Consider the following 26,944-nt stretch of genomic DNA (forward strand, 5'->3'; position numbering starts at 1 on the left):
TGAGCCACTTCTAGATCCACATTGGCGACGACTTTGCGTTCGCTGTAGACGCGGCTGAGTTCTTCAACAGCCCGGTAGGTGCGCAGGAGTTGCCCGTTTTCTGCTGCAGGCGAAAAACGTGAAGACCGTAGCCGATGCAGCACGCCTTATGACTGTGGTCCATCCTTCTTTCGCGGCTTGCCATAAAAAAAACCGTACCAGCGATCATCGCCGAGATCGGTGCGGGCTACGCCAGGTGGGCGGGGTCAAATGGCAGCGCCCGGCGAAGAGGGCTTCCCGTTGCGCAATTTTACTAGCCTCTTCTGATTGGCGGCAACTTAAGCGGCGAAAACGAATGTGGCTTGGCGAAGGCGCTTGCAGGGGTGCCTTCTCACGGGGCATGGGCGGACTTGGTGAGGTCTTCTGATGTGCTTCAGCGCCGGGGTGGGGCCGGCGAATTCGTGTATGGGGCGAGCGCATTCATCACTCCTATCCCTCTCCGCCCCGCTTCCTGGCGCTGATCGTGATGGGCAACTGGGTGTCGGAGGCCATGTGCGGCAGGTCGAGCACCCAGCCATTGGCGATCTTGATCCACCCGCCCCACAGCGTCTCGTGCTCGGCTTCGACGATTGGCTCCTCGAGATCCTTCTTCGGCACGTAAATCGACAGACCGGTCTCCGTTGAGCGGCGGATCGTGACTTTCATGATCTGAACTTCTGGTTGCGGGAGCCGCTGCTCGTGCGCTCTTCGCACGGCGGATGCGATGCTCTCTGATTCCATAGGGACTCGGGCAGTGCGTGCATCACATCGCTACTTCGTTAGTCGTTGTGTGAGTTCACATTGGGGTTATCAAACGTGAAACCGGAGCCATCTAGACCCACGACGAAGTCCATGGTGGTGCCGTTGAGGTGCGTCAGGCTCTTGCGATCGACGAACAGCTTGACGCCGTGACGCTCGATAACAGTATCGTCCGGATTGGCTTCCACGGCGAGGGCCATCACGTACTTGAACCCGGCGCAGCCGCCGGTTTCGACTATGATGCGCAAACCGCTCGTTTGTTGCGGCGCCATCGAGATCGCTGCCTTCACCGCATTCACCGCGCTCTCCGTCAAATCAATCATCGCACGTCCCGCTGTTATGGATCGTTCAACAGATCGCAACTCTCGTGCCAGAGCACACAGAAGACGGAAATCACTGGCATTTCGCCGCCACCGCCCGTTGCTCCGCCTCGCGTGTCGGATCTGCGACAACCGGCCTCGGTGGCGCACGAGAAGCGGAATGGCACAGCTGTACCGGGCGTACCGCACACAGCAGTCCGGAATCCCATGTATGGAAACGTTCGTCGACGCCGGCGGACTAAGGCGGCCGAAAACCATCGCGCCTGTGACAGGTCGGCGGCGCTAACTCTGGCGCTGTCGGCGGACTCGTCCATAGATGTGTACTATCATCCCATCCCGCGTCGCCTTCTTGGAGGTCGATCGGACCAGACACGAACGGCTCTTTTTCGTTGTCTCAACGCTGCCGTGGCGTACCCCAAAGCTAGGGCGTCACGGTCAGGGCGTCGTAAGCGATGATCGGCGTGGTGACGAATAGTTCGCTGTCGGCGATGCGTTTGCCGAGCCTTAGGCATTAAGCACATCCGCGCTAACCTAAGCTCCATAGCACTAAGAACAACGTGCTCAGGAGCTGCCCACTGGTTGCGGCAAAACAACTTGCACCGGAGCATGGTGGTACAGGCGCACAACGCCGGCTAGCGGGTTCGGTCTGTTCAAGGACAAGCCCTCGAGGCTCAGAGCACGGTCGCACGAGAGAGCAGACCGTCGTCAGGTTCACCGGGCTCGGTGTGTTCACAGTTCCAAGTAGAAAAGTTACGCGGGGGAACGGGTGCGATCGGGTTCGTCGCAGTGATGTCCGGCGCCGAGCCGCCCACGGGCCGACAGATGGCTTGCGGAGGCCAAGAACGCTGCCTAAAACGGCGGCGGATCGACTTGCGGGTTCGTCCACTCCGGCCCGAGTTCAAGCGGCCGGGTGTGAGTCTGGCAGTTCGCAGGACAGATCCGCGAACAGGCGCCGCAGCCGATGCATGCACCGGCGTCTTGCATCACCATGGCCTTCCTCTCTAAGTCACCATCATCATCATCGAGGCCGATGACCTCGCCATCCTCGTTGATGCCCTTCAGCGTCATGACTTGCCGGCCGCAAACCTTATAGCAGCGGCCGCAGCCGATGCACTTCTGGGTATCGATTGATACCAGATAGTCCGGTATCCAGGCGCGTCCGTCGCGGGTTACGTAGGACATGATTGCGATCATTTTGCGCTGTTTTCTGTCTCTTCTGTTTGCGCTTGCGATCAAGCTTGGTGAAGGCATCATGAGCCTTCTGCGCGACGCTCAGGATCGAGGCCAAGTTCGGCGTAAGCGCCGTCGATAGATCGTGCAGGTCCGATTGGCCTACGCCGCTCGGCCGACAGACATATTAACCGTGGCTGCGAGCGTGCCGAAATCGTCGAAGTCTAAGCGGTTCACGTCGCGCGGTTGTTTGTTGATGACGATGAACCGGCCGCCGAGCAGGTCCATGCGCTCAAATTCTTCGAGGTGCATCTCTAAGTATCGTCAAGATCATGACGCCAGTCGCTTTCTCGATTGCGAGCGCGGCCGACTCGAGTCGCAGTGCGGGAGAAAGCGGGTTAAGCAGCGTCTGTCATGGAAGCGTCCTGCAGTCGTCAAAATGGAGGGGGGCTTTGCTCGTACCTCCGAGCGCCTTGCGCAACCAGGGTGGTGGGGAGCCCTTCAGCGCATCTTCGAGCTTGATGCAGAGGGTCTCGATCGCCTCGCGCTTGATCACCGTTAACGGATGGATTTTGTTGGCAACGACGCGTGCCGCGGCCGAGCCGCCGATCGCAGCGACATAAAGGATCGTGCAGTCCTTGATGGCGTCGATTTTCCGCGTCAGCTTATCCTTGCGGCCATCTTCCGTGAGATCGTCACCGAACTCGATGACCTGAAGGATGCGGTGAGCGTCCGGAGTGACGTCGTAGATAGCGATGTTCTTGGCCCAACCGAAATGCGCATCCACGCACTTCAGATCCTGGGTGGCAAAAGCGACTTTCAAGATCTATTCTCCTTATTGGGTTATTGCGGGTAGGACGGGACGGTCTTGAAGTCGCGGTCAACGCTTCGCCAAGTATCGGGCGTCGGCTGGTGCTTCGCCTCGCGATCGGCAATGACAAGATTGGCGAGGCCGAAGATGAGATCGCGCGTGCCGCGGTAGCCGACTGAGAGCTGGTGGCCGGCGCCAAGACGATCGAACATCGGGAAGCCAGCGCGAAAAAACGGGATGTTAAGGCGCGAGGCCGCCTGGCGGCCGTGCGAATGGGTGATGAGGAGATTGCAGCCGTGGGTCTTGGCAAGTTCCTCGAGATCTTCGAGATCTCCGATCAGGACCTCCTCCGTCCTGATACGCTGCAACACGGGGGAGGCTGTTGTGGTCACGGCGACTGCGATATTGGCACCCATGTCGTACAGCATGCTGGAGAGATCGAAGAGCAAGTCCGGCTCGGCGCCGATCGCCAGCTTACGGCCCCCGATGTAGAAATGCGCATCCAACATAGCATCCGCGAGTTGGCCGCGCTGCCGGCGGTACTTTAGCGGAACTGGCCGGTCACTGATCTTGCTCAGAAACGCGATGAACTCGTCGTTGGGAACGAGGCCGCAGAGGCGTTCGAACAAGCGAAATCGTACGCCTGTTTTCGCATACATGGCCTCCGCCGCACGTTGCATCTGCGCGCCGATCGCGATCGTCCATGCCGCCTGCCCCATTGTCGCAATCTCGTCGACCCCGATGCCGCCGATCGTGGTGGGCGTGAACTCATCGGGAATTTGACCGTCGAGCGAACCGGCCAGGTCCGGCAGGAAGGATGGTTTCAGTCCGAAATCCTCCAGGATCGTCCGCAGCTCATTGAGATCGCCTGGCGTGAGGTGGCAGCCCGGCAGAACATTGATGCGAGCGGGATCCCGCGCCCGACCCGTCTCGACGGGATGGACCAGGACTTCCACCATTCGTGCGACCGTCTTGTCCCAGCCGTCCTGGAACGCGCCCTTGAAATCCGGGGTCGAGACGTAAACCAGCGGAAGCCTTTCGAGCTGTGGGTGCTTTTGCTGAATCAGGTAAATGAATCGTTCGACGTCCTCTCCCTTTATCTCGGTCAGGCCGGTCGAATTGATCCCGATGATTTCCGGTTTCGCACCATTGTAGATGTTAAGTATCGCCTGTTCGACATTTTCCTGACCGCCGAACACGGCCTCGACTTCACTCATTGCGGTGGTCTGCATCGGCACTGCCTCCCTGAAGTGCCGCACGAACAGGGTCAGGCCGAACGAGGTGCAGCCCTGGGAGCCGTGTAGCAGCGGCATCGCGCCGCGAAGGCCCATAAAGGCGAAAGAGCCGCCGATCGGCTGGCTCATCTTGAGCGGATTGACCGTGCAGGATTTCTCGGAGGTGGAGACGATGGCCATTGGCAGACGCCCTATTCCGACGCCTGGACGGCGCATGTTGCCTGCGCAGCGGAAATGTGCCCAACGACCCACCTGCCCGAGGCATTGGCGCGTTCCTTGAATCCGGCGGCGCTGGAATGACCTCGCACGGCGGTGGAATTCTCTGCGGCGTGCGAATCCGTGTGCGGGATGTTGGTCTGCCGATTGACCTCCGCTTCGTCCCAAGGCGCGGGACGGCGTAGTTGGGTCCATATTGGATTGTAGAGCGCCTTATCAATCTCCTCCATCAGCTTGACCATGCCAATATACCCCATGTACGCCTGAGAACGCTCCTGGTTGATGTCAAGCCAAGGTATCATCGCCTTCAGCGCGACGAACTGCGACTTGCCGCCGGAGAGCATCATATCAGCCCGGGAGTTCATCAACATTTTGTAGATGTCGCGCGGCGCCGCTTCCTCGATCATAAGGGCGTGCCGGCCCATCAGCTCCTTGATGCGGTCTTTGTCCTCTTTGGTGGACTTCTTCACGGAGGTGCCGGCGATCTCTAGACCGGCCTCCTGCAGCGCCGCGACCACCGACCACGACTTAACACCGCCGGTGATCAACAGAACCTTCTTACCCTTGAATCGTGGTTTGAAGCGCTCGATCGCCGCGCGTACCCTTGCTTCCTCACGCATGATGACAGCCTCGGTACGCCCTCCAAGCTCCAGCGGCGCGCCGCGCTCGATCAGCATGCGCGCGATCGTCCGCAAGGAGTTGCTGGAATCCTGCACGCCGTAGAACGAGCCCTCGAAGTAGGGAATGCCGTAGCGTTCCTCCATCTTACGGGCGACGTTTATCATCGCCTTGGAACACACTAGCATCGCAGCCTTTGCGCGATGCGAACAGGCCAGCTCGTGATATTTCCCATCGCCGGAGATACAAGAAAGGATGCGGATGCCAAGTTCATCGAGCAGCGGTTTGATCTGCCAGAACTCGCCGGACAAGTTGTATTCGCCGATGATATTGATGTCGTAGGGAGTGGTATAGTCCGGTTCCTCAGTGCCGATCACATGCTCAAGCAGCGCCTCGCCGGCAAGCTTGTTTCCGAGGTTCTTGGACCCGACGAACCCCGGCGAATTTACAGGAATGATAGGCTTACCGAACTTGGCCACGGCAGCCTTGCACACGGCCTTGATGTCGTCGCCAATCGCGGCTGGCACGCAGGTTTGGTAAACAAAGACAGCCGGCGGATCGAACTTGCCGATCACCTCCCCGATCGCTTGATAAAGGCGCTTTTCGCCGCCAAAGATTACATCGGTTTCGTTCATGTCGGTCGTGAAGCTTCGGCGCCAGAGATCGGAGCCTGAGGAGGCGCTGCCTCGGTTGTCCCAGGAATTGCCCTCGCAGGCGATTGGGCCGTGGACCAGATGCGCAACGTCGGTGAACGGCTGTAGCGCGATTTTGGCGCCGTCGAATGCGCATCCGCCGCCCGCCTCTCCTGGCTTCAACTGCCTAGTGCACCCCATAGTACGTTCGGCCGCCGTCTTGTTGTCGTTTCTGCCACAACCCGGCTCGTTGAAGACGTCCTCGATGGCGGACGTGTCGACGCTCATACGTATCTCCTATTTTCTTCGACCCGCCGCGCGAGCCTTGTGCCGCGACGTGGATCTTTCTGGCTAGACACCGGCCGTCGACCCTGCTCTGGCCGGCGCTAGACCAAATCATTTACGTCAGCGGATGATATCAAAGCTATAGTCCGCTCCAGTCCTGTCCATCTGGTCCAGGACCTTGTCCAGTATCTTGACAAGAACGTTTATGCCGCCCTGATAACCCCAGACGGGATACCGATGTTGATGGTGCCGATCGAACACAGGGAAACCGATGCGGATCAGTGGCGTCCCGGTATCGCGCTCGAGGTACTTCCCGTAGGTGTTGCCAATCAGGTAATCGACCGGCTCAGTGCATAATAGGGAGCGCATGTGCCAGAGATCTTTGCCGGGATATGCAGAGCAGTTCTTGCCAAACAGTGAACTAACAAACAGTTCCTCCATTTTCTCTGCCCAAGCCTTGCCACCATTCGTAGACAGCACATGAGCCGGCTCTGCACCGAGCTCCAGGAGGAATGAAGAGAGCCCGTAGCAGAGATCCGGATCGCCGTAGATCGCGAACTTCTTGCCGTGCAGATACGCACTGGAGTCTGCCATGGCGTCCACGAGACGGCCGCGCTCCCGCTCCAATGCCTTCGCGATCGGCTTGCCGGTCATGCGGGACACAGTCATTAGGAATTCGTCCGTCGCGCTGACACCGATGGGGTAGTTGAAGGCGGCAACCTCATGACCGTGCCCCTCGACGAAGGACAGTGTCTTCTCGGTGCAGTGTTGCTGCATGGAGATCGTGGCTTTGGCATGGATCGCGTTAGCCGCGTCCTCCAGCGTGGTGCCGCCATCATACATGCGGAACTCGCCGTCGGTCGGAGTATCGAAGACATCGCTGTTGTCGGCGAGTATAGTATATTCGATTCCCATCAACTCGAAGACGCGCTTAATTTCCCGGATGTTCCCGACCGTGTACCCGTCGAACCCACCGATGAAATTAATCTTGCCGTTCACCTTGCGCTCTAGTTTGGAGGCGGTGCCTGCCTTGCCATCCCAGAAGTGCTCAAGGATGCTCTTCAGCGCATTGTCATACCCGGTCACGTGGCTGCCGACAAAGGCAGGTGTATGAGCGAAGGGAACATCATATTGTGCCGGGACTGACCCCTTCTCCTTCGCTGTCTTGATGAAGGCGTTCAGGTCATCCCCGATCACTTCGGCCATGCACGTGGTGGAAACCGCGATCATCTTGGGCTTGTATATGTTGTAAGCGTTAGCGAGCCCGTCAATCATGTTGTTTAGACCACCGAACACCCCGGCGTCCTCAGTCATCGAGGAAGAGACGCAGGAGCTTGGCTCCTTAAAGTGTCTCGAAAGATGACTTCGGTAGTATGCGACGCAACCCTGTGAGCCGTGAACGAAGGGCAGCGTGCCCTCAAAACCGGAGGCAGCGAACACCGCACCGAGTGGCTGGCAGGCCTTGGCGGGGTTCACAGTCAATGCTTCACGCGCGAAGTTCTTCTCGCGGTATTCTCGCGTCTTTGACCATTCGCTGATCCGCTCGACTTCCCTTTGGTCATGCGGGTTCTCGAACAGCGCCTTCTTTTTGGCGAGCATTTGCTGATATTCCGGACCTCGGAATAGATCCAAGTGATCGAGGACGTGTTCGGCATTCTGTGTCAACGCGGCACTCTCCTTTTCGGCGATTGGTTTATCGACTAGGTTGGCCCGCCTTCTCGCATAGGCGGAGCCAGATCTGTGCATTCCTTTATTCCGCGGCCATTAGGCCTGGCGCTGGAGTATCCTTCCAAGGTGCCTTGAGTTTCTTCCAGACGGGCGAGTTTATTGCCATGTCCATGTCACGAGCGAAGATCGCGAAGCCGTCATAGCCGTGATAAGGACCGGAATAGTCCCAGGAGTGCATTTGACGGAATGGAATGCCCATTTTCTGGAAGACGTACTTCTCCTTTATGCCGGAGCCGACGAGATCTGGCTGAATGGTCTCGACGAAACGCTCAAACTCGTAGCCCGTGACGTCGTCATAGATCAGTGTGCCGTCCTTTAAGTAGTGCTGAGCAGTGCGCTGGTAGTCGTCATGATGGCCGAATTCGTAGCCCGTTCCTACGACCTCCATACCAAGGTCCTCATAGGCGCCGATTACGTGGCGGGGACGCAAGCCGCCGACGAACAGCATCACTGTCTTGCCCTGGAGGCGGGGGCGGTACTTCTCAATTACCGAGGCCATCAGCGGCTGGTACTTGGCGATCACACGCTCGGCACCTTCCTTGATGCGTTCGTCGAAGAAGCTGGCAATTTTGCGCAGCGAATCGGCGATCTTGGAAGGGCCAAAGAAGTTGTACTCGCACCATGGAATGCCGAACTTTTCCTCCATGTGTCGGGAGATGTAGTTCATCGAACGGTAGCAGTGCAATAGGTTGAGCTTCGCCCTGGGCGTTGCTTCCAGTTCGGCGAGGCTGCCGTCGCCGGACCATTGCGCAATCACACGCAGGCCCATCTCTTCGAGCAGGATACGCGATGACCAAGCGTCCCCACCGATATTGTAGTCGCCGATGATCGTGACATCGTAGGGCGTTGACTCGAACGCGGGTGTCGCTTCCGGCGACACTCTGTCCAGGATCCAGTCCCGCAGCGCATCGTTGGCGATGTGGTGGCCAAGCGACTGCGAGACGCCGCGAAACCCTTCGCAGCGAACCGGTACAATGGTCTTGCCATTGTGTTCCTTTGACTTCGCCTTCGACACAGCCTCGATGTCGTCGCCGATAAGGCCGATCGGGCACTCGGACTGAATCGTAATGCCGTGGTTGAGCGGAAAGAGCTCCTGAAGTTCGTCAATGACCTTACCGAGCTTCTTGTCGCCGCCAAACACGATGTCTTTCTCCTGGAAGTCGGAGGTGAACTGCATGGTGACGAAGCTGTCGATTCCGGTCTTGCCTATGTAGTAATTGCGGCGTGCAGCCCAGGAATATTGGCCGCAGCCGACCGGACCGTGGCTGATGTTAATCATGTCCTTGATCGGGCCCCACACGACCCCCTTGGAGCCAGCGTATGCACAGCCGCGAGTCGTCATTACTCCGGGGATCGACTTCAGGTTCGACTTAACCCCGCAATCGTGCTTACCCGCCTCGTGTACGTTCAGGTGTTTGGCGCGGCGCTTGGCGGTCTTTTCCGGGTAGATTTTTAAGGCCTCATCGATCAGTTGCTTGTTGCGGGCCTTCATCTCCGCGGCGCTCTGGGTAGTGACTATGCTCATACGAATTCCTCGGATGCGGTGCTTGAACGATCGGGCGCCTTGCGCGGCGCGCGCTTCTGGCGATCTATTAACGCGAGGCTGCATTAGAAGGCGTTTGCAACAAGTGTGCCGACGGATAGGAAGGAAAAAGGTCGGAGGCAGACAGCGTCGATGCACCCGATTGTCGCAAAGTGGACGTAGCCGCGTGCTGATATGTTCTTACTCGTAGCATTGTTCGAAATGTGACATGCCCCGTCGAGCCATATTAGCGGGACTTGTTTTATAAAGGCCGCGCTTAATAAATTTCACCTTCTGGCCGCCGCCCCTTGGGCATCGGGGCTAGCGTCTATGTGGCAGCTCATAAAAAATGTTCCTGCGGCCGGAATGGAACGTGGGCCAAAACGTGGTATCTCTCAGGCGAGAGGCGTGCCATCGCGGTCGCGCCGCGGCGTGCGAGCAACGGCGCTATCCTGGCTCGTACGGCGTGGCCGTTGGATCGAAACTGCGGAATCAGGAATTGCTAGTCGGGAGTAACGCGAGCGCTCAACGCTCCATGCGGGAGCTGCCAATTAATCGATCGCGCGTGAGTAACTCTTCTTGGTGTCTGATCACACATGCTGCCCTCCATTTGCAGGCACTTCGGCACCTGTGACATAGCTGGCAGCCTCCGAGCAAAGGAAGAAGATAACCTTCGCGACCTCGTCCGGTGTTCCGACCCGGTGCATCGGGATAGTTGGGATCAAATTGGTTTCTGTCTCCGGCGACAGAATGTCTGTCTTGATCTCGCCTGGTGCAATAGCATTGACGCGAATCCCGTAAGGCGCATAGTCATGCGCCATCTCGCGGGTCAAGCACGAAAGTGCCGCCTTTGATGTCGCATAGGCAGTACCGGCATACGGATGCACTCTCGATCCGGCGATCGAGGTGACGTTCACGATTGCACCAGAAGCGAGCGTTAGCTGATGGAAGAGCCCCTGCGAGAACATGATGGGTGCGAGCAAATTGACATGGAACACGCTCTTCCAGGTGTCGACCGGAGTGTTCAGCGAATTTAATCGGGTGCCGTCAGCGGCCTTCGGGGAAATGCCCGCATTGTTGATAAGCGCATGCAGAGGGCCGCCATTGAGCCGCTCCTTGATCTCCGCGATCGCGTGCTGCAACGCTCGAGAGTCGCTAAGTTCGGCTTGAATATGGTTGTCCAATCCTGCTTCCCAAGGACAACGGCTACCCTCGAATGGCTGCCGAGAACACGTGATGATCCGCCATCCAGCTGCCGAAAACAATTTGCCGGTCGCGTGGCCTATACCGCGGGAAGCACCAGTCAATACGAGCGTCTTCCCCTCGGCATTTTGAGTGCGCCGCTTATTGCTAGATGGGCACGCGGCGGGCGCTGGCGCGCCATCTGTTACATTTTGGCGGTCCAGCAGATTGAGGGTCACGCGAAGCTCCTGATAGCGCCTCGGCGGGCGCACTCTAATGATGCTAGCAGGTGGCCCTGCAGGACCCGGGCCACGCGTCTCCTGGCCGGTAGTCGCGATGTGCGCGGCTCGATGTCGCTTACGCGACATGTAGAGTGTAGGACGAGGCGGGCCGCTTTGATTCGGAGCGTGGCGTGCCGCGTCATCACACTCCAACAAGCGAGGCTCGTCGACAGATCCCGCTTGAACAGAACGGCGTCTAGACGGCACGGCACGGCCGCTACATGAAACTGAAAACCGGCGCTCATTGGGTATGATCCTGTCAGCTTACTGGTAAGCGCCGATTCGGGTCACGCTGGCGTACCCGGCGCCGCAGCGGTCGCTACAGGACGCCCGAGGACACGAGCGAGAGAGTTTCTCCGCAGCGTCCCGACGCACCGTCATCGATGCCATCGGGTGTCCGCCTTCGTTCCTGGTAGTTGTGTATGTCTTGGCATCACGGCCGTCTCCTGCTGCACAAAGATGTTGTTGCCGCTGACTTGCGGACAAGCCGGCCGACCGCTATGGCCTTGTGCTTTTGAAGCGCAATCATTGAGAGCTCGGCTGGAGGCGAAGTTCATGTGCAAGTGACGGCTAGATAGGCTCGACGCGTGGGCGTGGAATGGCCAATCGGCGTTTTGATCATAAGTGAGAAGGTCTCACAGTTGTCTATTAAAAAAGCTGCTTTGGGCCGGAGGCCAGCGAGCGGAAAGAGTGGCGCTAGTAGTACAGATGTCAAGCCGTGGGTTCGTCGAGCCAGGAGCTGCCATTTTGCTATTGCGCCGATCAAGCCACCGATTGTGTCTTGCAATCGGCAATCTGAAGGTCCCCGGCGCGCGAACATCGTGATCGTCGCGCCGGCAAAATCCGCCGAACGTCTCTGAGCAGTCTTCAAAGGCGCATCGATCCTGCAGTGATGATCGCTGCTTCCCAGGGAGTTCGGCGGGCTTGAGCTCTCATGCGGCATACAACATAGGTGCCTCGCTAAGGCCGGCCCGGCGCCCGGCAGTTCTCGGGAACTGAATGAATGCCGAGGATCTTCAGACATTGTGGTGGCCGCAGAAAATGGCTCGAGTTCTTTTGGTTCCGACATTCTTCCGTAAGGTAGCTGTTGGGCGTAGGCCACAGCGAACGGCTCAGCGCCGATCGCCAAACCTTCGCACGCTCGGCTGCCAGCGCCGCTTTCGGGGTGGGAACGGGATCCCGAACAGCGTCGCGATCTACATTTGTGCGACGCAGTGAATAAGCAATTGGACGCGGTGGGATTCACCAAAATGCAAGAAGCGACAGAGTCCGCGCTCAGCCTGCGCTCTGCGGCTGCTAACTCAATGTGGAACTCCGCCAGCCGATGCCTGCTAGCATGTAAGTCATTTGCGCCGTCCTGATCGATAGGGCGTTATCCGACACCATGTGAACAGAACCTATGAGCCATCCCAGCCGCATGATGCCGCAGACCCTCTCCCCGGCCTGCAAGATTTCCTCGACCGGGCAGACCTACTCGAAGTAACTCTATCCCGCCGACGTTCGGCGCCCAACACATTGACCTGGATCTGATCTTCCCCCGATAAAGTGGACGGGTTAAGCGGCTTTTAGCTCCATCTCGATCGGGGGGATATATCCGAGTGCGGAATGGAGCCTTGTCCGGTTATAGAATCCCTCGATGAAGGCGAAGATATCGCGTTGAGCTTCGGCGCGGGTCTTGTAGTTGCGATGATGGACGAGCTCGGTCTTCAGGGTATGGAAGAAGCTTTCCATCGGGGCGTTGTCGTAGCAATCGGCCCTGCGGCTCATTGATGCCGTCATGCCGGCCTCCATAAGGGTGCTGCGATAAGCGTGCGAAGCGTACTGCACACCCCGGTCGGTGTGGCAGATCAATCCGGCCTGCGGCCGCCGCTCCCGGATTGCCATCGTCAGGGCTGCGGAGGCGAGCTCGACGTGCATGTGATCGCGCATGGCCCAGCGGACGATCTTTCGGCTGAACAGATCCATGACGGCGGCCAGATAAAGCCATCCCTCGGCGGTCGGGATGTAGGTGATGTCGCCGAGCCAGACCCGGTTCGGGGCTTCCGCCGTGAAGTCGCGCGCGATCAGGTTCGGTGCGACCGGCAGGTCGTGATGGCTGTCGGTGGTGCGCACACGGCGTGGCTTTGCGGTGATGGCGCGGATGCCATGCCGGCGCATCGTCCGCTCGATCCGGCCGCGGCTGGCGCTGCGTCCCTGCCTGCGCAGGGCGGCATGGACGCGCGGACTGCCGTAGCGGCCGCTGCTGTCCTGATGGACCTGCCGTATCTCGGCCAGCAGCGCGGCATGGGATTTTGTCCGCTCACTCACGGGGCGGTCGCGCCAAGCGTAGTAGCCGGCCGGCGAGACCTCGAGCACGGCGCACATCAGCCGCACCGGATAGGTGTCGCGATGGTCCTCGATGAAGCGAAAGCTCATGTCCGGGTTCCGGCAAAGATCGCGATCGACTTCCTAAGAAACAGCCGGATTGGCGTCGCCCGGGAGGGCCTGCAACACGAAGCCTAGCGATTTCGCCCGGCGCTGTAGGTTGGCGAGGACGCGGCTACGATATTGCTGCTCATATTGGTCGGCGCCAGGATCCTTGTAGCTCATGCCGTGCCGGAGTGTGTTGTAGAATAAAACCGCAATCTTGCGAGCCGTCGCCGTCACCGCCTCAATCGACGCCCAGCACTCCGTACAGTGCGGTCCTGACATCGAAGGTGGGGATGTTGACCTGCTTGGTCTTTACGCGCGGCTTGGCTAGGTTTCCGACCGGTCTTGCTCCTTTGGTGTTCAATGCACTGATCAGGACTTCGAGCTTGCGATCACAGTCGAGCATCTTTGCCTGATAAACGTCGTAGAGCTCCAGTGATTGAGCTAACGCGAAAACATGTTCGTGGCGGTCATTGCCTACGAGCGCTGCGCGGATCGTCTCGATCGATGAGTGGCAGCGCACGTCCCGATAGGTTGCCAGGAGGTCGGGATTGCGTTCGCCTGCAACAATGGCTCGGATAATCCGCATGCCGGTCGCGCCGGTGATATCCGACACAACATGATGGAGCTGCAGGTTCATCTCCATCAGAGCCTTTTGCATATGTTGGATATGGGCGGCAGCATATTCCACGAGCCGCTCGCGCTGGCGTAGATAGGCTCGCAACGTTGCGATCTCGGCATCGGGTCGGAAGCTGCCCCGTAACAGGCCATAGGAGTGGAGCTGGCGTAACCAAGCGGCATCGCTGAGATCGGTTTTACGGCCAGGTACAATCTTGGCGTACCGCGCGTTGACCAGAATGACCTCAAACCCGCGCTGTTCTAGGATCTCGTAGACTGGGATCCAATAGACCCCAGTGGATTCCATCGCGACACTGGTCACGCCGCACATCTTGAACCAGTCCGCCAGTTCATGCAGGTCTTGCGTGAATGTGCCGAATGCACGCACTGGCTTGTCGGTGCAGGCCGGGTTTACCGCGGCCATGTGCATCTTTGATCCGATATCGATAGCGGCCGCGCCGAGGTTGACCAGCTTTAGGTCCGGGCCGCGGTCGGTTGTCCTGTTAGGCATCGCAACTCCTCCGTCCGATGATGGGCTGGAGGGTCTGGGCTATGCCAATTTGTCATCTTCCTAATCGGGATCGCCGTCGAAACGGCGTCACCACTCTCCGGCCGCTACCCTCCGAGCTAAATGATAGCACAAGGCTGTTTCTATCCCGCGCAGGCGCGCCACGACGCTGGACAGTTTTTTAAAATGTCGCGTTCCATCCGCAGCCGCTCGTTCTCCTGGCGCAGCAAGGCGAGTTCCGAAGCCTGGTCCGCCGACATCGGCGTCGCCTGCGTGGTGGGGCGCCACGCCGCCGATGCCGGCTCGCGCCGGAGCTTATCGACCCAGCGCCGCAGCACTGAGTCGCGCAGACCGAGCTCCTTGGCGACCGACCCGATCGAGCGGCCGCTCGACACCACCAATCCTGCCGCCTCGCGCTTGTACTCTTCAGTAAACGACCGTCGTGCACGTTCCATTCAACACCTCCAGGCTCAACGAGCCTACTACAGGTGTCCACTCATTCGGGAGGAAGTTCAGCTATCAACTAATGTGACGAACTTGCGTTCCAGATGACTAGCTAGTCACGTGAATCTAAAGTGCGCCACATACGCGCGGCCATGTTCGACGAGTAGCTCAGCCGGTTGGGAGAGTGGTCGCGAGCAGTGTCATTGCGCTATTCCAGGCAAGCGGATAATCAAGCCCCACCGCAAGCCAAAACAGGAGGAGATCGAGTTGAAGATGGTGTTGTGCGTCGTCGCATTAATGGCAACGATTGCGAGTGTTCGCTCAGGCGATGCCGAGCAACTGAAGGTATCGTTATCTGAAAAGGGCGCGTATAGGTCAATACAAGACGCGGTAGACGCGCTACCTCAGGCTGGTGGAAGTATAGTAGTCGCGCCGGGTACCTATCGCGGAAAGGTTAGAGTGACGAAACCCAATGTCAATATCAAGGGCGCCGGTGGTGGGCCGGATGAAGCGGTGATTGTCTACGGTGATAGCGCCGTCACTGCGGGTGGGACTGTCCGTTCCGCGACCTTAGATGCGTCGGGCGATAACTTCCGGCTCGAAAATCTGACTGTTTGGAACGACTATTCTGCCAATTCGGGCAATCCAGCATCTCAGGCAGTGGCACTTTCTGTCACCGGCGACAAGGATGTTTTTGCAAACGTCAGAATACTTGGTGCGCAAGACACATTGTTTGTCAACAAGGGGCCGAACAGGAACGCCAGTCGTCAGTTCTTCGTAAACTGCTACGTCGAAGGCCATATCGATTTTATATTTGGTAACGCCAAGGCCTACTTTAGGCAATGTGAGCTACACGGTGTTGCAAACCACGCAGTCGTCTATACCGCACAAAGCAGAGCCTTCCCGGACGAAGACAGCGCCTTTGTGTTTGATCATTGCACGCTGACAGCCGACAAGGGCGCGCGCGACATTGCTCTTGGGCGTCCATGGCGTCCCTATGCTGCGGTGATCTTCTTATCGTCGCAGATTAATGCGCCGGTCATGGCTGAGGGGTGGGTGGAATGGGACCCGGGCAAGAGCCGCCGCTTAATGAACGCCTACTATGCTGAATACAGATCCTCCGGTACTGGTGCCGATCCTAGAGGAAGAGAAAGATATGCGCGCCAGCTAAGCGATCGGGAGGCAATGCAATGGTCGCTCCAGACATTCTTCTCGCACGATACGAGCTGGATCCCGCAAGCGCGATAGAACGCAGCGGGAGTGCCCGCAATAGCAGCGCGCCGGTGCCGATTAGCGACAGGCCTGCAGACGGGCTGTCTTGGCGGGCCCGAATTGGGACCATCTGTGTGGGAGCGTGAGTATCAGGAAGCACTGGTGCGAGTTGCGTACCAAGCACGGCGGGTACGAAGCTGACCGCAACCATGCAATCCGGCTTTTACACCGGCCAATCCTTTGTGATCGTCAGCGATCGATTGGAGCTGCGGCCCGAGGGTCGCGCTCAATGCCACCGTTTTTGCTACTGGTGGCTTCAGGGAACGGGCGGAAGGCAACTACGCACGGGTTCGATGCGCCGTAATGTGGAGTAGCGGCGGCACCTGGCGGAGATGGAAATACATTGACCGCGGTCACTGTTGCATTCTCCACTTGCCAAGTTGCGCGGGGAGAAAAGCGCACATCTTCCATCGCAATATCGAGCGGATGCTGTTGATCAAAGCCTCGCATTACGAGCGTACCATCAGTCCCATAGACGTGCCTTAGGACGATCTGTTGATAAAGTGGCAAGTTATTGCCAGCGAAGGGGCCGTAGCGCGTGTCGAAGTGTATGGGCCATTTGTTATTTCTCATACATATATTCTCGTAATTAACCCGCTCAACTAAGCCGCCTCGGCTGGGATCGCTTTTAATGCGCAGACCAAATGTCGTGCCGTCCAAGGTCAGGTTGCGAACCAGCACGTCACTGACACCGGAATTCAGTTCGCTACCAATCGACATGCCGTGCCCCCAGCCGAATTGGTTGTCTAAAATGGAAATGTGGCGTGCAGGGCCGCTTGTGCCAGCCTTGATCGCGATATTGTCGTCTCCGGTGCGGATAAAGGAGTGGATTATCGTCACATCCTCGCTTGCGGCTGGGTCTATTCCGTCGGTATTGCGGGCATCAGCGGGTGTATCAATGATGACCGCCCAGATGGTAGCACGTTCCACGTGGCTCATCGCAATGTGAAAGTTTGCTGCGTTGCGCAAGGTGATGCCATGAACAGAGACGTCCTCAGCACGGTCCATTTGGATCAATCGAGGCGCGTTTTGTTTTGCGCCCTCACTTTGTGCACGACGGGCCAGTTGCCACCAAGTCTCAGCCGTGCCCGCCATCAAGGTCCCGCCTCCGCCGTCTATTGTACCGTATCCATAGAGACCGCCGCCTTTAGTCTTCGTGAAACTGATGAGGGGCCGACAGCCATCACCGCTCCGATCGATGTGGCCACAGCTTCCCGAGCTCTTTTGGTATGCTTTTGGGTCGGCTACAGCCGTCAGTATCGCGCCCCCAGCGAGCCACAGTGTTGTGCCGGACTTCATTTCGATTGGACCCGAAAGGAACGGCCCTGGGCCTAGATATACGGCGGCGCTTGGGACGCAATGGTCTATGGCGGCTTGCAATCTGGCAGTGTCATTTCCACCTGACGGGTCTAGGCGCGCGCATACCCCTTTAGGCGCGGCCGGTTCGCGAACATTGCGGCGATCCTTTGCCTGAGACGCGGCGGAAAGCAGCCCGACCGCAAGTATGAAAACTGCGGCTAGGTAGCGGAAACGGGCGGCCATTGCCACTCCATTGGTTTCATAGGCAGGCAAGTGCGGGCGGTCGCTACGGCTGTGCAAGTCTCGTAACCTGTAGATGCGGGTGCAATTGCCGCGTGGTGAAACGGATGGCCATCCGGCGGAAGTGCGCTGGTGGAAAGCGACGACCGCAGACGTCTCCCTATTCCCGGAGTCGAACGAAATCGCTGGCGGGTCATTTAGCCATCCGAATGTACTGCTACGTCCGCATACTATGACCGTATTTGCCTTTGTCTTCCGGTCTGCCCGTCGCAGTCACCCGGAGGGTACGACCTATTTACGCAATTGGCTTGCATCGAAGTCCCTCAAGTGACCGATCAGAAAACAGCTGGGTCGCGCCCCGCGCAGCTTGTCGAATGCCCGTCTCGCGTATGCGCGTTTGTCCGAGCTTAGTAAAATTGAGTGTTTGGATGGGGCCCATTTAAATGATGGATCGTAGCCACTTTGGCTTTTGAGGCGATGATCGGAGGGGCGATCCGATGGTGGAATGGAGCCGGGCGGGAATGTAGCAGTCACGAACGAACGCGGAGATATACACGCGGTGCATCGGCACGAGTCTCCTCCTGACGATCGTGAACGAGCTCGGCAGGGTGGTGGACAAGCTCTCCATCAAAGCATTGTAGAAGCAGTCGCCCTTGTGGCGCGTCGATCGGGTACAGCCCGCAGCCGCAGGGCTCCGCACGCGATATGTGGAACGTACTGCTCGCTCCGACCTCAATCATGGATCAGTCCGTCAGAGGCTGCTGGCGGATCGTCGTTATCACAGCACAGGGGAGTTAGCCCGCATGTGATAGCACATGGGCCGATCGACCATCTTGCGGCCGAACCGGTCGGTGATGGCGGCGCGATACAGCCGGCACTCGACAGGCGGGATATAGGTGATGTCAGCCAGCCAGAGCCGGTGTGGAGCTGTGGTGGTGAAGTCGAGCGCGATCAGGTTCGGAGCGATCGAGAGATCGTGACGAGTTACGTTGGCGCGGACAGGAGGTTACGGCCCTAATCGCTCGAATGCGATTGCGGCGGATCAGAGCTACGGCCAGCGCCGCTCCCTGCGTCCGTAGAGCGCCTTGGACCAAACACTGCATAGCGCTGGCCATGCTCGCAATGCTGCACCACCATTTGTTCTGCCATATTTGCAAAAAGCGTGTCTTGGGGGAAAGGCAGACGCGAGCGGGTGGGAGGAGGCGTTCGCTGCATGGCCTCGATGTCAGTGCGGCCGACCAATTCAGAATATGAATGCGCTCTATCAGAACAATCGATTTCACTGATGTCGATCAAGCCTGGTACTCAGGTCGCAGGGGCCGCATGGCGTGCGTTATACGCTGACTAGCCGTTTCACTCACGGCGCGCGTCCTGGTACAGAACCATATAACGGGTGGACGTGATGATGATGATGAACAGTACCAGAAACTCGACCTCGGCGGAACAAATCAGCATGGGAGATCAGGCCTTAACGTTGTGGTTGCCGAAACTGAGGCACTATCTGTCGTGGTGGCGACTGTTTACAAGCCCCTTACCTTCCCGGCGGCCCCACCTCGAATCGCTTGCTGACCCGCCTGATGCGGCTGACCCGAGCGATTCTCAGGAACGTCTCAGGCAAAATATCGAAGCGCAAGTTGCGGAGATTGGCAGGTTAGTGGGCGGAGGTGAAGCGCCAGGCGAAGCAACCCGCCATCTCACTGAGTTGACAAATCAACTCATACTCGCGCAGCTCGGGATTGTTTCCAAAGTCAAATGCGTCACTACTGAGGCGACGGATCGCTTCGCTAACCGTGCTCCGGTAGAAATGAGCGACATCTATGAGCCGGAAAGGCTCTTGAGATTGGGCCATCTTTTTGACAAAGCGGTATCGGCGTTAACTCCGAGTTTGCGGACGCAATGCCATAGAACAGATATAGCTAAACTTATCCTCGGCCGGACATCTGAAACCAAAGTCGAGTTTAATCGTTTCATCAAGTGCGTCGCTGCGATTGCTGCCGCCGCCGAAGAGATGTGACTGTACCTAACATCGTTTCCGAAGTAGCGCAGCCGCGATTGCTCGCGTTGTGAGGAGATGCCGATGTGCTCGGCTTTGACGTTTTCTGTTAGTCGACTGGGCAGGGCGGGTTGCAATCGCATAGTGTCGTAGCGGGCAGACAACCTTTCTGCGCTCCGGTGCTGCGCATGTTGGATCGCCGCCTCCTCCCTGGCTCTCTGGAGAATCGCTTCAGAGCGGACGGCCGTACGCCCGCTCATGGTCTATGGATCGGAAACCTCGCAGTATTGCCATCAGGAGAGAAGCAAGCGGAGAGCAAAAAAAATAAATATCCATGTCGCAAGGCAGTACAGTGCGGCGAAGCGCCATACTCCCGCTCTGAATCGGCGGCGCCAATTCACAAGTTGCGGCGCGCAACCGCTGAAGCGACGGCCGCGGACAACCTCGATCATCTCTCGATAGCTGTCAAAAGCAAAATACGAGCGATTGTTTCGAATGTACGTTATCCGCTCTTGAGGGGAAAGGCACAATTGCCAGACGTACTGCGCCTCCTCGCGCACACTGTCAGAACGTGGCTCGTGCCCACCTGAGTTGTAAGCACGCCGATCAATGGAGAGTGGCGATGGAAGTTGACGCGATCGCGTGCTCCCGATGAACGTGAATTTCTGCTGAAGCATCGAAGTGTCCCTTTCGCAATTCGGCGAATGATGCGTACAACGTGACGTAACGAGAGAATCAAGAAGATCCTGCGCAGATCCAACGGATCAGCTGTGCGCTCTGTCCACGACCCGCGCCGATCTAAGTGTAGGTCCGAGCGAAAGGGCATTGCGAAAAGCGGGCGCTATAGTCAGGCCAACGTGGCCGGTGCTGGCTGTTGATTGCGAGATACAGCTCCCGAGGCAATGATGGTGGCCGTTGAGAACTCTCTGAGGTGCCGGCTCGTTGAACCGGGGCGGCGAGTGTGGGGCGCGGGCACGGCTGCTTACAAATGTGCTCAGTTGGTTAAGAGAGGGGTTGAATCGGACGCAGCGAGAGATTGTACGATGTGAAGCAAATGAGCAGTTCGAGACGAGACGCGCGAGGCCGCAATGGTGTTATCTTTGGGCGATGTACCGGGCATCGTGAGCCAGATCGGGCGGCTCCACAAACAGGGGCGCTGCTCGTGGTTTGGATTGGCCGTGCGGTCGATAAACCGGGATCAATGAATTGATGGTCATCGTCCGTGCAGATGGATTCAATCAGGTTACGATGGCCCACTAAGCAACCGTTCGAGCCATACCCTCTCGGTAGCACTCGAAGTCGTCGACTTGCGACCTACAAACGTTATAGCACACCGTGTCCACCTAAGCCGACCTACCTTGAGAGGATATCATGCGTCGAAGGCAGCTCAACTCATCTTGCTGGAGCGACAGATTCAAGTACTATATGCTAACGGTTAGTATTGTTGCCGCGCTAAACTCGTTGTCATTCATGTACGCCAAAGCCGGCGGGCCTCTACCCACGGAACAGGAAAAGCAGGCGTGTATCGCCGACGTCTTTCGGCTCTGTAGCGCGGCCATACCTGATGCGAACGCAATCACTTCGTGTCTGAAGTCAAACGTGGCCGGTGTGAGTGCGGAATGCCGCTTGGTTCTGTCAACCCGCGAGCGGCCGAGTGGTGTATCAAAGTGAGCCGGCGATCATATAGATTGTCGTACGGTGTTGGCGCTGGCTGACACTAAGTAGCGCGGTCGGTTACGTCCGGCGTTCGACGCACGGTGAGCAGCGTGTCCAGGAGATGTACGTGGCGTCGGATTGCAAGCGAGTATCCAGCCTAAGGGGCCTGATGTATCGTCGAAGTAAAGGCGCCTGGCGGAGCGAATTCATTGAACCAGTGTGGTCGGGTGCTAGATGAGCAGAGTCGCTAAGTGGTTAGTCAAGGTGGGCCGCCACACGAAAGCATCAGATGAGCAACGGTGTGAGCTGTCGCTGGCGCACCGTGGTGTAGATGATCGGTTGAACTGCGCCTCTGCCTTGAAAGCGGTCTATCTTACGAGAAGCATCCGGCGGAGTCTGCGTGTGATTTGCTCGTGCCTTAGTGGCCCGGTAAGCTGAAGCGTGAACCTGTGCTTTCAAACGATCCCCCGGTTGCAGTCAAGGGTGATTATAAGTGCTTTAGCTCGACTCCGTGTTTTTTGAGTGCGTAGCCTATTTGGCGCGACGTCAGTTTGAGTAGCCGTGCTGCTTTCGCCTGTACCCAGCCCGCCCTTTCCATGGCCGCGATAAGGTGCTCGCGATCAATTATTCGCTCACCTCTCGTAACCTGCAGGTGCGAGAGCGTGGTTCCGTGAGCGGGTTCGGATGAAGCATCGCATGGCCCCGTATGCGGCAGCGGTTGTGACGGCATCGATAGCGGCTGCTTACTCTTCCAAAGTCGAGCGGAGAAGCAACCATCGGATTTGCAGGCGAAATCGCGACTGTTAATCGCTGGACCGGCCGCCATGGTGGCAGTCCGCTGAACGCAATTGTGAAGCTCCCTAATATTGCCGGGAAATTCGCAACTTTTCAATACGTCGAACGCGCTTGGTTCGAAAGTCAACGAGCGCTCGTTTTCGGAGTTGAACGTGCGAAGAAATTCAGTAGCGAGCAACGGAATATCGTCGCGGCGCTCACACAATGGTGGGACAAGCAAAGGGATGACGCTCAGACGGTAGTAGAGATCCGCGCGAAATTGTGTCTGCGAAACGGCGACCTCTAGATCCTTGTTAGTCGCTGCTATGAGTCGAACGTCAACTCTTATCGTGTGTGTACCGCCGACTCTCTCAAATTCCTGCTGTTGTAGCACTCGCAGCAGCTTCGCTTGAAAAGAAGGTGAGATTTCACCAATCTCGTCGAGAAACAGCGTGCCTTTGTCAGCCAGCTCGAAGCGCCCTTTGCGCGAATTGATGGCTCCGGTAAAGGCGCCCTTCTCGTGTCCAAACAGCTCAGATTCCAAAATAGTCTCCGATAATGCCGCACAGTTTAGTTTGACGAATGGGCGGTTGGCTCGGGGCGATAGGTCGTGGATCGCTTGTGCAGCAACCTCTTTTCCGCTACCGGACTCGCCTCGCAAGAGTATCGTTGCATTTGATTTAGCGACCACATTGATCTTGCGGAGGAGCTTGCGCAGGGCCGGGCTGCGACCAACTACGCCAGGTAGCGTTAGGTTGCGGTCCGCTTCGGCTTGATCATCCTGCGGCAACGTTGTCTGGTTGCCATCGGTCGCAAGAGGCGGCTCGCTGTCATCGTGGGCCGTGGAGAGGTATGACCTCAGAAAGTGGCCGAGCATGTTCGCGATAGCGAGGAGAAGGGTCACGTGTGAATTGGGATCTAACGATGGGGACCCGTCCCGGAACAGCTCGGCCGAGAGCACCCCGACGGTCGTGCTCTCGACAGCGATTGGAACGGCGATGAACGACAATCGACTATGTGCCGTGGCGTCAGATGAACCTGAATCGCTTGTGGTCTGGGAATTGTTCGGTTGCGTAGGGGTTATTATAAGGGGTGTGGCCGTATTGAGCACGCGCTCGACAGCTCCTTGCGGCAGGCGGAGTCGAAAACGCTGATCGCTCCCTTCAGTCCAGCCCGCGCCCACGGCAATCGCCGGAGCGTTGTGACCGGCATGCAGACAGACCACACAATGTTGCATCTGAAGCTGAGACTGTATTAACGCGACGACGGCCTCCAGCCGAAGCTCGAGCCGAAAGGGCGCGGCGAGTTGTTCCGCTATGCGCAGCAGGATCTCAGGCACTTTCGGGTGTGCCCATTGAGCGTCGCTGCGAGAGGCCTCCGCTCCCGGTGACTTGAACTGTGATGTTGAAGACAAAATGTCGCTAGTCATATTGTCCGGTTTCCGCCGATCGTTGTTACGCCGGCCGTGGCGCCTGCGCTGTCGCGGACCTAACAACGTTTCGTGCAGCGACGACAAGGCCAACCATGATTAAAGAGTCAGCCCTGGACGAGAGATTTGCTCCGGTGCAGCGTCGCCAGTTTGAATATGTGAGGTCCTTTAACGCAAGGAGTGCGCCATATTGGCGCATCTTATGCAAATGATCCTCGAGTGCTTTCAGAGATAGCAGGTCGTCTGTCGTCCATGCCGGTCCCTACTGCGGGCAGCATCTAGGCTCAGGTGAACAGGTTCGGCGAAGCTGCGAGGGCCGCCATTTCCGATTGGTGACAATCGGACTTCTTTCAAAGTCGTGGTCATGCAGCTCGCTCCGCTCGTCCTGGACTGGTGTACCGATGAAGGTGCCACCGCAAATCGCTTTCAGCGCGCTGCTGCCCATTGGGAGGGCTGCGAGAGGCGCGGCATGCGAGCTCAGCCGTAGTCGGGCAAAAGTGCGTTCGGACGAGGTCCGGGTACTGTGATTTACGCGAGAACAATGGCCGTAACAGCTGTAGAGGCAGCTGTAGGAGCCGGGACGTTTCGCTCGAGACACGTAATCAGGCACCAGACTGGTTTGCGAGGTCGTCGTGCTCCTTGACCTCCTTTGGCCGCAGCGCGTCGCTCCGACGCTTAAAGCTGTGCCGGATTCGCAGGACGCTGACGAAGCATTCGCAATGGCCGGCTGACTCGGTCGCCTCGAGCCGTCAACACCGCGCCCGTAAGCGGTGGTTTCACGGTCGGAGGCCTATTGACGAAGCATTGGTGCCGTCGACCTAGAGTGATTTACTGACAGGCTGCATGCAAAATGGCAGAGTGAGGCGGTCGGGCAAAGGCGCTTTGCGCGGCCGGTGACGCGGTCCTCCGCGTGTTCGCTCAACGGCTTGATGCGACTGATCCCGTGTCTCCACTGGAGGGCGCCCGGTATGTCAGCATGGCCGATTACGAAACGTCCGCTGACGAGGGCCGTCAGGGCGGTTGAGTCTGGAACCGGCACGTCGCAATGGCGAGAAGGTCAAACGAGGGAGTGTAAGGCGATGGTGCGCGTTGGTCCGCAACCACGGAGCGCCTCTCATTGCTACTACCGTTGCCAAGAAGCGAATCGCAGAGCGGCGTCTCAGGATAGAGCTCGTCCGCGGTTCCACCCTGAGGGGGTGCGTCATGGGACAGCAGGACGAGTCGAACGACACCGAGACCCAGGCATCACGCGATAGAATGAGCGCCTAGATGATCGTGAGCATCATCGCCACGACCGCGTGGCAGCCTCGTGTGGCATGTCGTTCCTGCTCCCTGCGGCTAACTCCTGCTTGTGGTAATCGTATCTAGGTTTGCGGCGGGAGCCGAGTGAACGCCTGATAGGATTCATAGGCGCGCATCAAGCCGTCGCGAAGCGACGTCGTCGCCCGCTAGCCGAGCTTGTCAAGGCGGCGGAGATCGAGCAGCTTGCGTGGCATGCCGCCGGGACGCGAGGTGTCGAAGCTGATCTCGCCTCGATAACCGATGACCTCGGCGACGAGGCGGGAGAACTCGGCGATGATGATGTCCTCGCCGCTCCCGATATTGACGAGCTCGGACTCAGAATAGCGCTTCATCAAACGGAGGCAGGCATTCGCCATGTCGTCGACATAAAGGAATTTGCGCGTGGCAAGCCGGTGTCCCTGACCACAACGTTTTTCGCGCCGGCAAGCGTCGCTTCGTGAAAGCGCCGGATCAGCGCGGCTACGACGTGGCTGTATTCTGGATGACAATTGTTGCCAAGGCCGTACAGAGTAGTCGGCATTACACTGACGAAGTCGCTGCCATACTGGCTGCGATAGGCCTCGGCCATCTTGATCCCGGCGATCTTTGCATGGCGTAGGGCTCATTGGTCGGCTCCAGCTGGCCTGTGAGTCCTCGCGAAGCGGCTGTGGCGCCAGCTTCGGATAGATGCAGGAGGAGCCAAGAAACATCAGCTTCTCGGCGCTATTCAGATGCGCGCCATGGGTCACGTTCGGCGCGATGGCAATATTATCGTAGATGAACTCAGCGCGCCGCGTATTGTTGGCGAGGATACCGCTGACTTTGGCCGCGGCAAGGAAAAACGACTTGCGGCGTCTTCTTTGCGAACCAGTCGAATACGGCGGCCTGGTTGCAGAGGTCGACCGTGCCGGTCGACAGTCACAAGTTCAACCTCCTCCTGCGCGAGCCGGCGCGCCAGCACGCTGCCGACCATGCCGCGATGACCGGCGACGTAGACGCGTGTGACCTTCAGCTCAAAGGAAGTGGCTGCCATTGTCGGCGTCCCGTTTTGCTTCGGCCAGATCACTCGCCATCATTTCCTGAACCAGTTGGACAAAGCTCCGCTTTGGCTTCCACCCGAGCTTGGTGCGCGCCTTGCTGGCATCGCCGACCAAAAGATCAACCTCGGTGGGGCGAAAATAGGTCGGATCGATGCGGACCACGGTCTTGCCGCTTCTAGCGTCGAGGCCGGTTTCCTCGACGCCCACGCCCCGCCATTCGATGCGGCGGCCGACCTGCGCGAAGGCCAGCTCGACCATCTCCCGCACGGAATGCATCTCTCCGGTGGCAAGCACGAAGTCGTCTGGCTTATCGGCCTGCAGGATCAAATGCATGCCCGCCACATAGTCGCGGGCATGGCCCCAATCCCGCTTGGCTTCGAGATTGCCAAGATAGAGCGCATCTTCCAGGCCGACCTCGATGCGCGCGACGGCACGCGTGATCTTGCGGGTCACGAAGGTCTCGCCACGGATCGGGCTCTCATGGTTGAACAGAATACCGTTGGAGGCGAACATGCCATAGGCTTCGCGGTAGTTTACCGTAATCCAGTAGCCATACAGCTTTGCGACGCCATAAGGCGAGCGTGGATAGAATGCGGTCGTCTCCTTCTGCGGAATCTCCTGCACCAGGCCATAAAGCTCCGAGGTCGAAGCCTGATAGAACCGCGTGTGCCTCTCCATTCCAAGAATGCGGACTGCTTCCAGGAGGCGCAGCACCCCGATTGCGTCCGCATTAGCGGTATATTCCGGGCTCTCGAAGCTGACGGCAACATGGCTTTGGGCGGCGAGATTGTAGATCTCAGTCGGCCGGATTTGCTGTATCAGGCGGATCAGATTGGTCGAATCCGTCATGTCGCCGTAATGCATCAGGAACGGGACCTTGCCGACATGCGGATCCTGGTAAAGGTGATCGACGCGCGCTGTGTTGAACGAGGACGAGCGGCGCTTGATGCCGTGCACAACATAGCCGAGCGACAGTAGATAGTCGGCGAGATAAGCCCCGTCTTGCCCGGTTACGCCGGTGATGAGAGCGACGCGCTCAGCCATATTCACAAATGCTCCCAAATGCCTCAGGGGCCTACCGACTTCCAGCAACGGCCGAAGCCTGTCCCTCTGACATATCGTCCGGCGTGGTCAACCTACTATGGCGCTAGTGCTCATATTCCGGGGAAGTGTGGCGGCGCGCCCTGGCTCCACCATCTCTCAG

General features: G+C 58.2%; 17 protein-coding genes and 3 pseudogenes. 2 read left to right on the forward strand and 18 right to left on the reverse strand.

The window, feature by feature from the left end; translation table 11 throughout:
- Positions 1–468: 468 nt before the first annotated feature.
- The 14 genes and pseudogenes from nifT to XH90_RS35450 all read right to left on the reverse strand — a co-directional run bounded on the left by nifT (position 469) and on the right by XH90_RS35450 (position 14,767).
- Positions 469–684, reverse strand: coding sequence for a putative nitrogen fixation protein NifT (gene nifT, locus XH90_RS35385; RefSeq protein WP_128929926.1), 216 nt, complete (start codon positions 682–684; stop codon positions 469–471).
- A gap of 113 nt (positions 685–797) precedes the next feature.
- Positions 798–1,100, reverse strand: coding sequence for an iron-sulfur cluster assembly accessory protein (locus XH90_RS35390; protein ID WP_128929925.1), 303 nt, complete (start codon positions 1,098–1,100; stop codon positions 798–800).
- Positions 1,101–1,946: 846 nt separating this feature from the next.
- Positions 1,947–2,279: a ferredoxin III, nif-specific gene (fdxB, locus tag XH90_RS35395; RefSeq protein ID WP_128929924.1), complete on the reverse strand. Its 333-nt coding sequence runs from the start codon at positions 2,277–2,279 to the stop codon at positions 1,947–1,949.
- Positions 2,185–2,385: a hypothetical protein gene (locus tag XH90_RS35400; RefSeq protein ID WP_232995641.1), complete on the reverse strand. Its 201-nt coding sequence runs from the start codon at positions 2,383–2,385 to the stop codon at positions 2,185–2,187. Before XH90_RS35400 ends, fdxB begins: the two co-directional genes overlap by 95 nt.
- A gap of 44 nt (positions 2,386–2,429) precedes the next feature.
- Entirely contained in the window at positions 2,430–2,579 is a 150-nt protein-coding gene (locus tag XH90_RS35405) for a DUF269 domain-containing protein (protein WP_232995640.1), read from the reverse strand.
- 100 nt (positions 2,580–2,679) lie between these two features.
- Positions 2,680–3,090, reverse strand: a complete 411-nt coding sequence (gene nifX / locus XH90_RS35410) for a nitrogen fixation protein NifX (protein WP_128929923.1) — start codon at positions 3,088–3,090, stop codon at positions 2,680–2,682.
- Between the two features lie 20 nt (positions 3,091–3,110).
- On the reverse strand, positions 3,111–4,493 hold the full coding sequence (gene nifN, locus XH90_RS35415; protein ID WP_128929922.1) for a nitrogenase iron-molybdenum cofactor biosynthesis protein NifN: 1,383 nt from the start codon (positions 4,491–4,493) through the stop codon (positions 3,111–3,113).
- An 11-nt stretch (positions 4,494–4,504) separates the two neighbouring features.
- Positions 4,505–6,067, reverse strand: a complete 1,563-nt coding sequence (gene nifE, locus XH90_RS35420) for a nitrogenase iron-molybdenum cofactor biosynthesis protein NifE (protein ID WP_128929921.1) — start codon at positions 6,065–6,067, stop codon at positions 4,505–4,507.
- Positions 6,068–6,184: 117 nt separating this feature from the next.
- On the reverse strand, positions 6,185–7,729 hold the full coding sequence (nifK, locus tag XH90_RS35425; protein ID WP_128929920.1) for a nitrogenase molybdenum-iron protein subunit beta: 1,545 nt from the start codon (positions 7,727–7,729) through the stop codon (positions 6,185–6,187).
- Positions 7,730–7,814: 85 nt separating this feature from the next.
- Positions 7,815–9,317: a nitrogenase molybdenum-iron protein alpha chain gene (nifD, locus tag XH90_RS35430; RefSeq protein ID WP_128929919.1), complete on the reverse strand. Its 1,503-nt coding sequence runs from the start codon at positions 9,315–9,317 to the stop codon at positions 7,815–7,817.
- Between the two features lie 587 nt (positions 9,318–9,904).
- Positions 9,905–10,735: an SDR family NAD(P)-dependent oxidoreductase gene (locus XH90_RS35435; protein WP_232995639.1), complete on the reverse strand. Its 831-nt coding sequence runs from the start codon at positions 10,733–10,735 to the stop codon at positions 9,905–9,907.
- Between the two features lie 1,596 nt (positions 10,736–12,331).
- Positions 12,332–13,216: pseudogene (locus tag XH90_RS35440) on the reverse strand (IS3 family transposase); the annotation flags it as partial.
- Between the two features lie 9 nt (positions 13,217–13,225).
- Positions 13,226–14,315 (reverse strand): annotated as a pseudogene (locus XH90_RS35445) (IS110 family transposase).
- A gap of 140 nt (positions 14,316–14,455) precedes the next feature.
- Positions 14,456–14,767 carry a transposase gene (locus XH90_RS35450; protein ID WP_128929916.1) on the reverse strand — a complete coding sequence of 104 codons (312 nt, stop codon included), beginning with the start codon at positions 14,765–14,767 and terminating at the stop codon, positions 14,456–14,458.
- Between the two features lie 262 nt (positions 14,768–15,029).
- Between XH90_RS35450 and XH90_RS35455 the strand changes: the two genes are divergently transcribed.
- Positions 15,030–16,004 (forward strand): pectinesterase family protein, encoded by a 975-nt coding sequence (locus XH90_RS35455; protein WP_128930193.1) that lies wholly within the window; start codon positions 15,030–15,032, stop codon positions 16,002–16,004.
- Positions 16,005–16,217: 213 nt separating this feature from the next.
- On the opposite strand, the gene XH90_RS35460 is transcribed toward XH90_RS35455, so the two are convergent.
- Complete coding sequence (locus XH90_RS35460) at positions 16,218–17,327, reverse strand: glycoside hydrolase family 28 protein (protein WP_232995663.1); 1,110 nt, start codon at positions 17,325–17,327, stop codon at positions 16,218–16,220.
- Between the two features lie 1,642 nt (positions 17,328–18,969).
- Here XH90_RS35460 and XH90_RS35465 point away from each other — a divergent pair.
- Positions 18,970–19,581 carry a hypothetical protein gene (locus XH90_RS35465; protein WP_128929914.1) on the forward strand — a complete coding sequence of 204 codons (612 nt, stop codon included), beginning with the start codon at positions 18,970–18,972 and terminating at the stop codon, positions 19,579–19,581.
- A gap of 2,122 nt (positions 19,582–21,703) precedes the next feature.
- Here XH90_RS35465 and nifA read toward each other — a convergent pair.
- The 3 genes and pseudogenes from nifA to gmd all read right to left on the reverse strand — a co-directional run bounded on the left by nifA (position 21,704) and on the right by gmd (position 26,784).
- On the reverse strand, positions 21,704–23,419 hold the full coding sequence (gene nifA, locus XH90_RS35470; RefSeq protein ID WP_128929911.1) for a nif-specific transcriptional activator NifA: 1,716 nt from the start codon (positions 23,417–23,419) through the stop codon (positions 21,704–21,706).
- Between the two features lie 1,364 nt (positions 23,420–24,783).
- A pseudogene (locus XH90_RS35475) lies at positions 24,784–25,733 on the reverse strand (GDP-L-fucose synthase family protein).
- The gene (gene gmd / locus XH90_RS35480) at positions 25,714–26,784 is read right to left on the reverse strand and encodes a GDP-mannose 4,6-dehydratase (protein ID WP_128929910.1); all 1,071 of its coding nucleotides are present in this window, start codon (positions 26,782–26,784) and stop codon (positions 25,714–25,716) included. Before gmd ends, XH90_RS35475 begins: the two are co-directional and overlap by 20 nt.
- Positions 26,785–26,944 lie beyond the last annotated feature (160 nt).

This window comes from Bradyrhizobium sp. CCBAU 53338, from assembly GCF_015291665.1.
Lineage (GTDB): Bacteria > Pseudomonadota > Alphaproteobacteria > Rhizobiales > Xanthobacteraceae > Bradyrhizobium.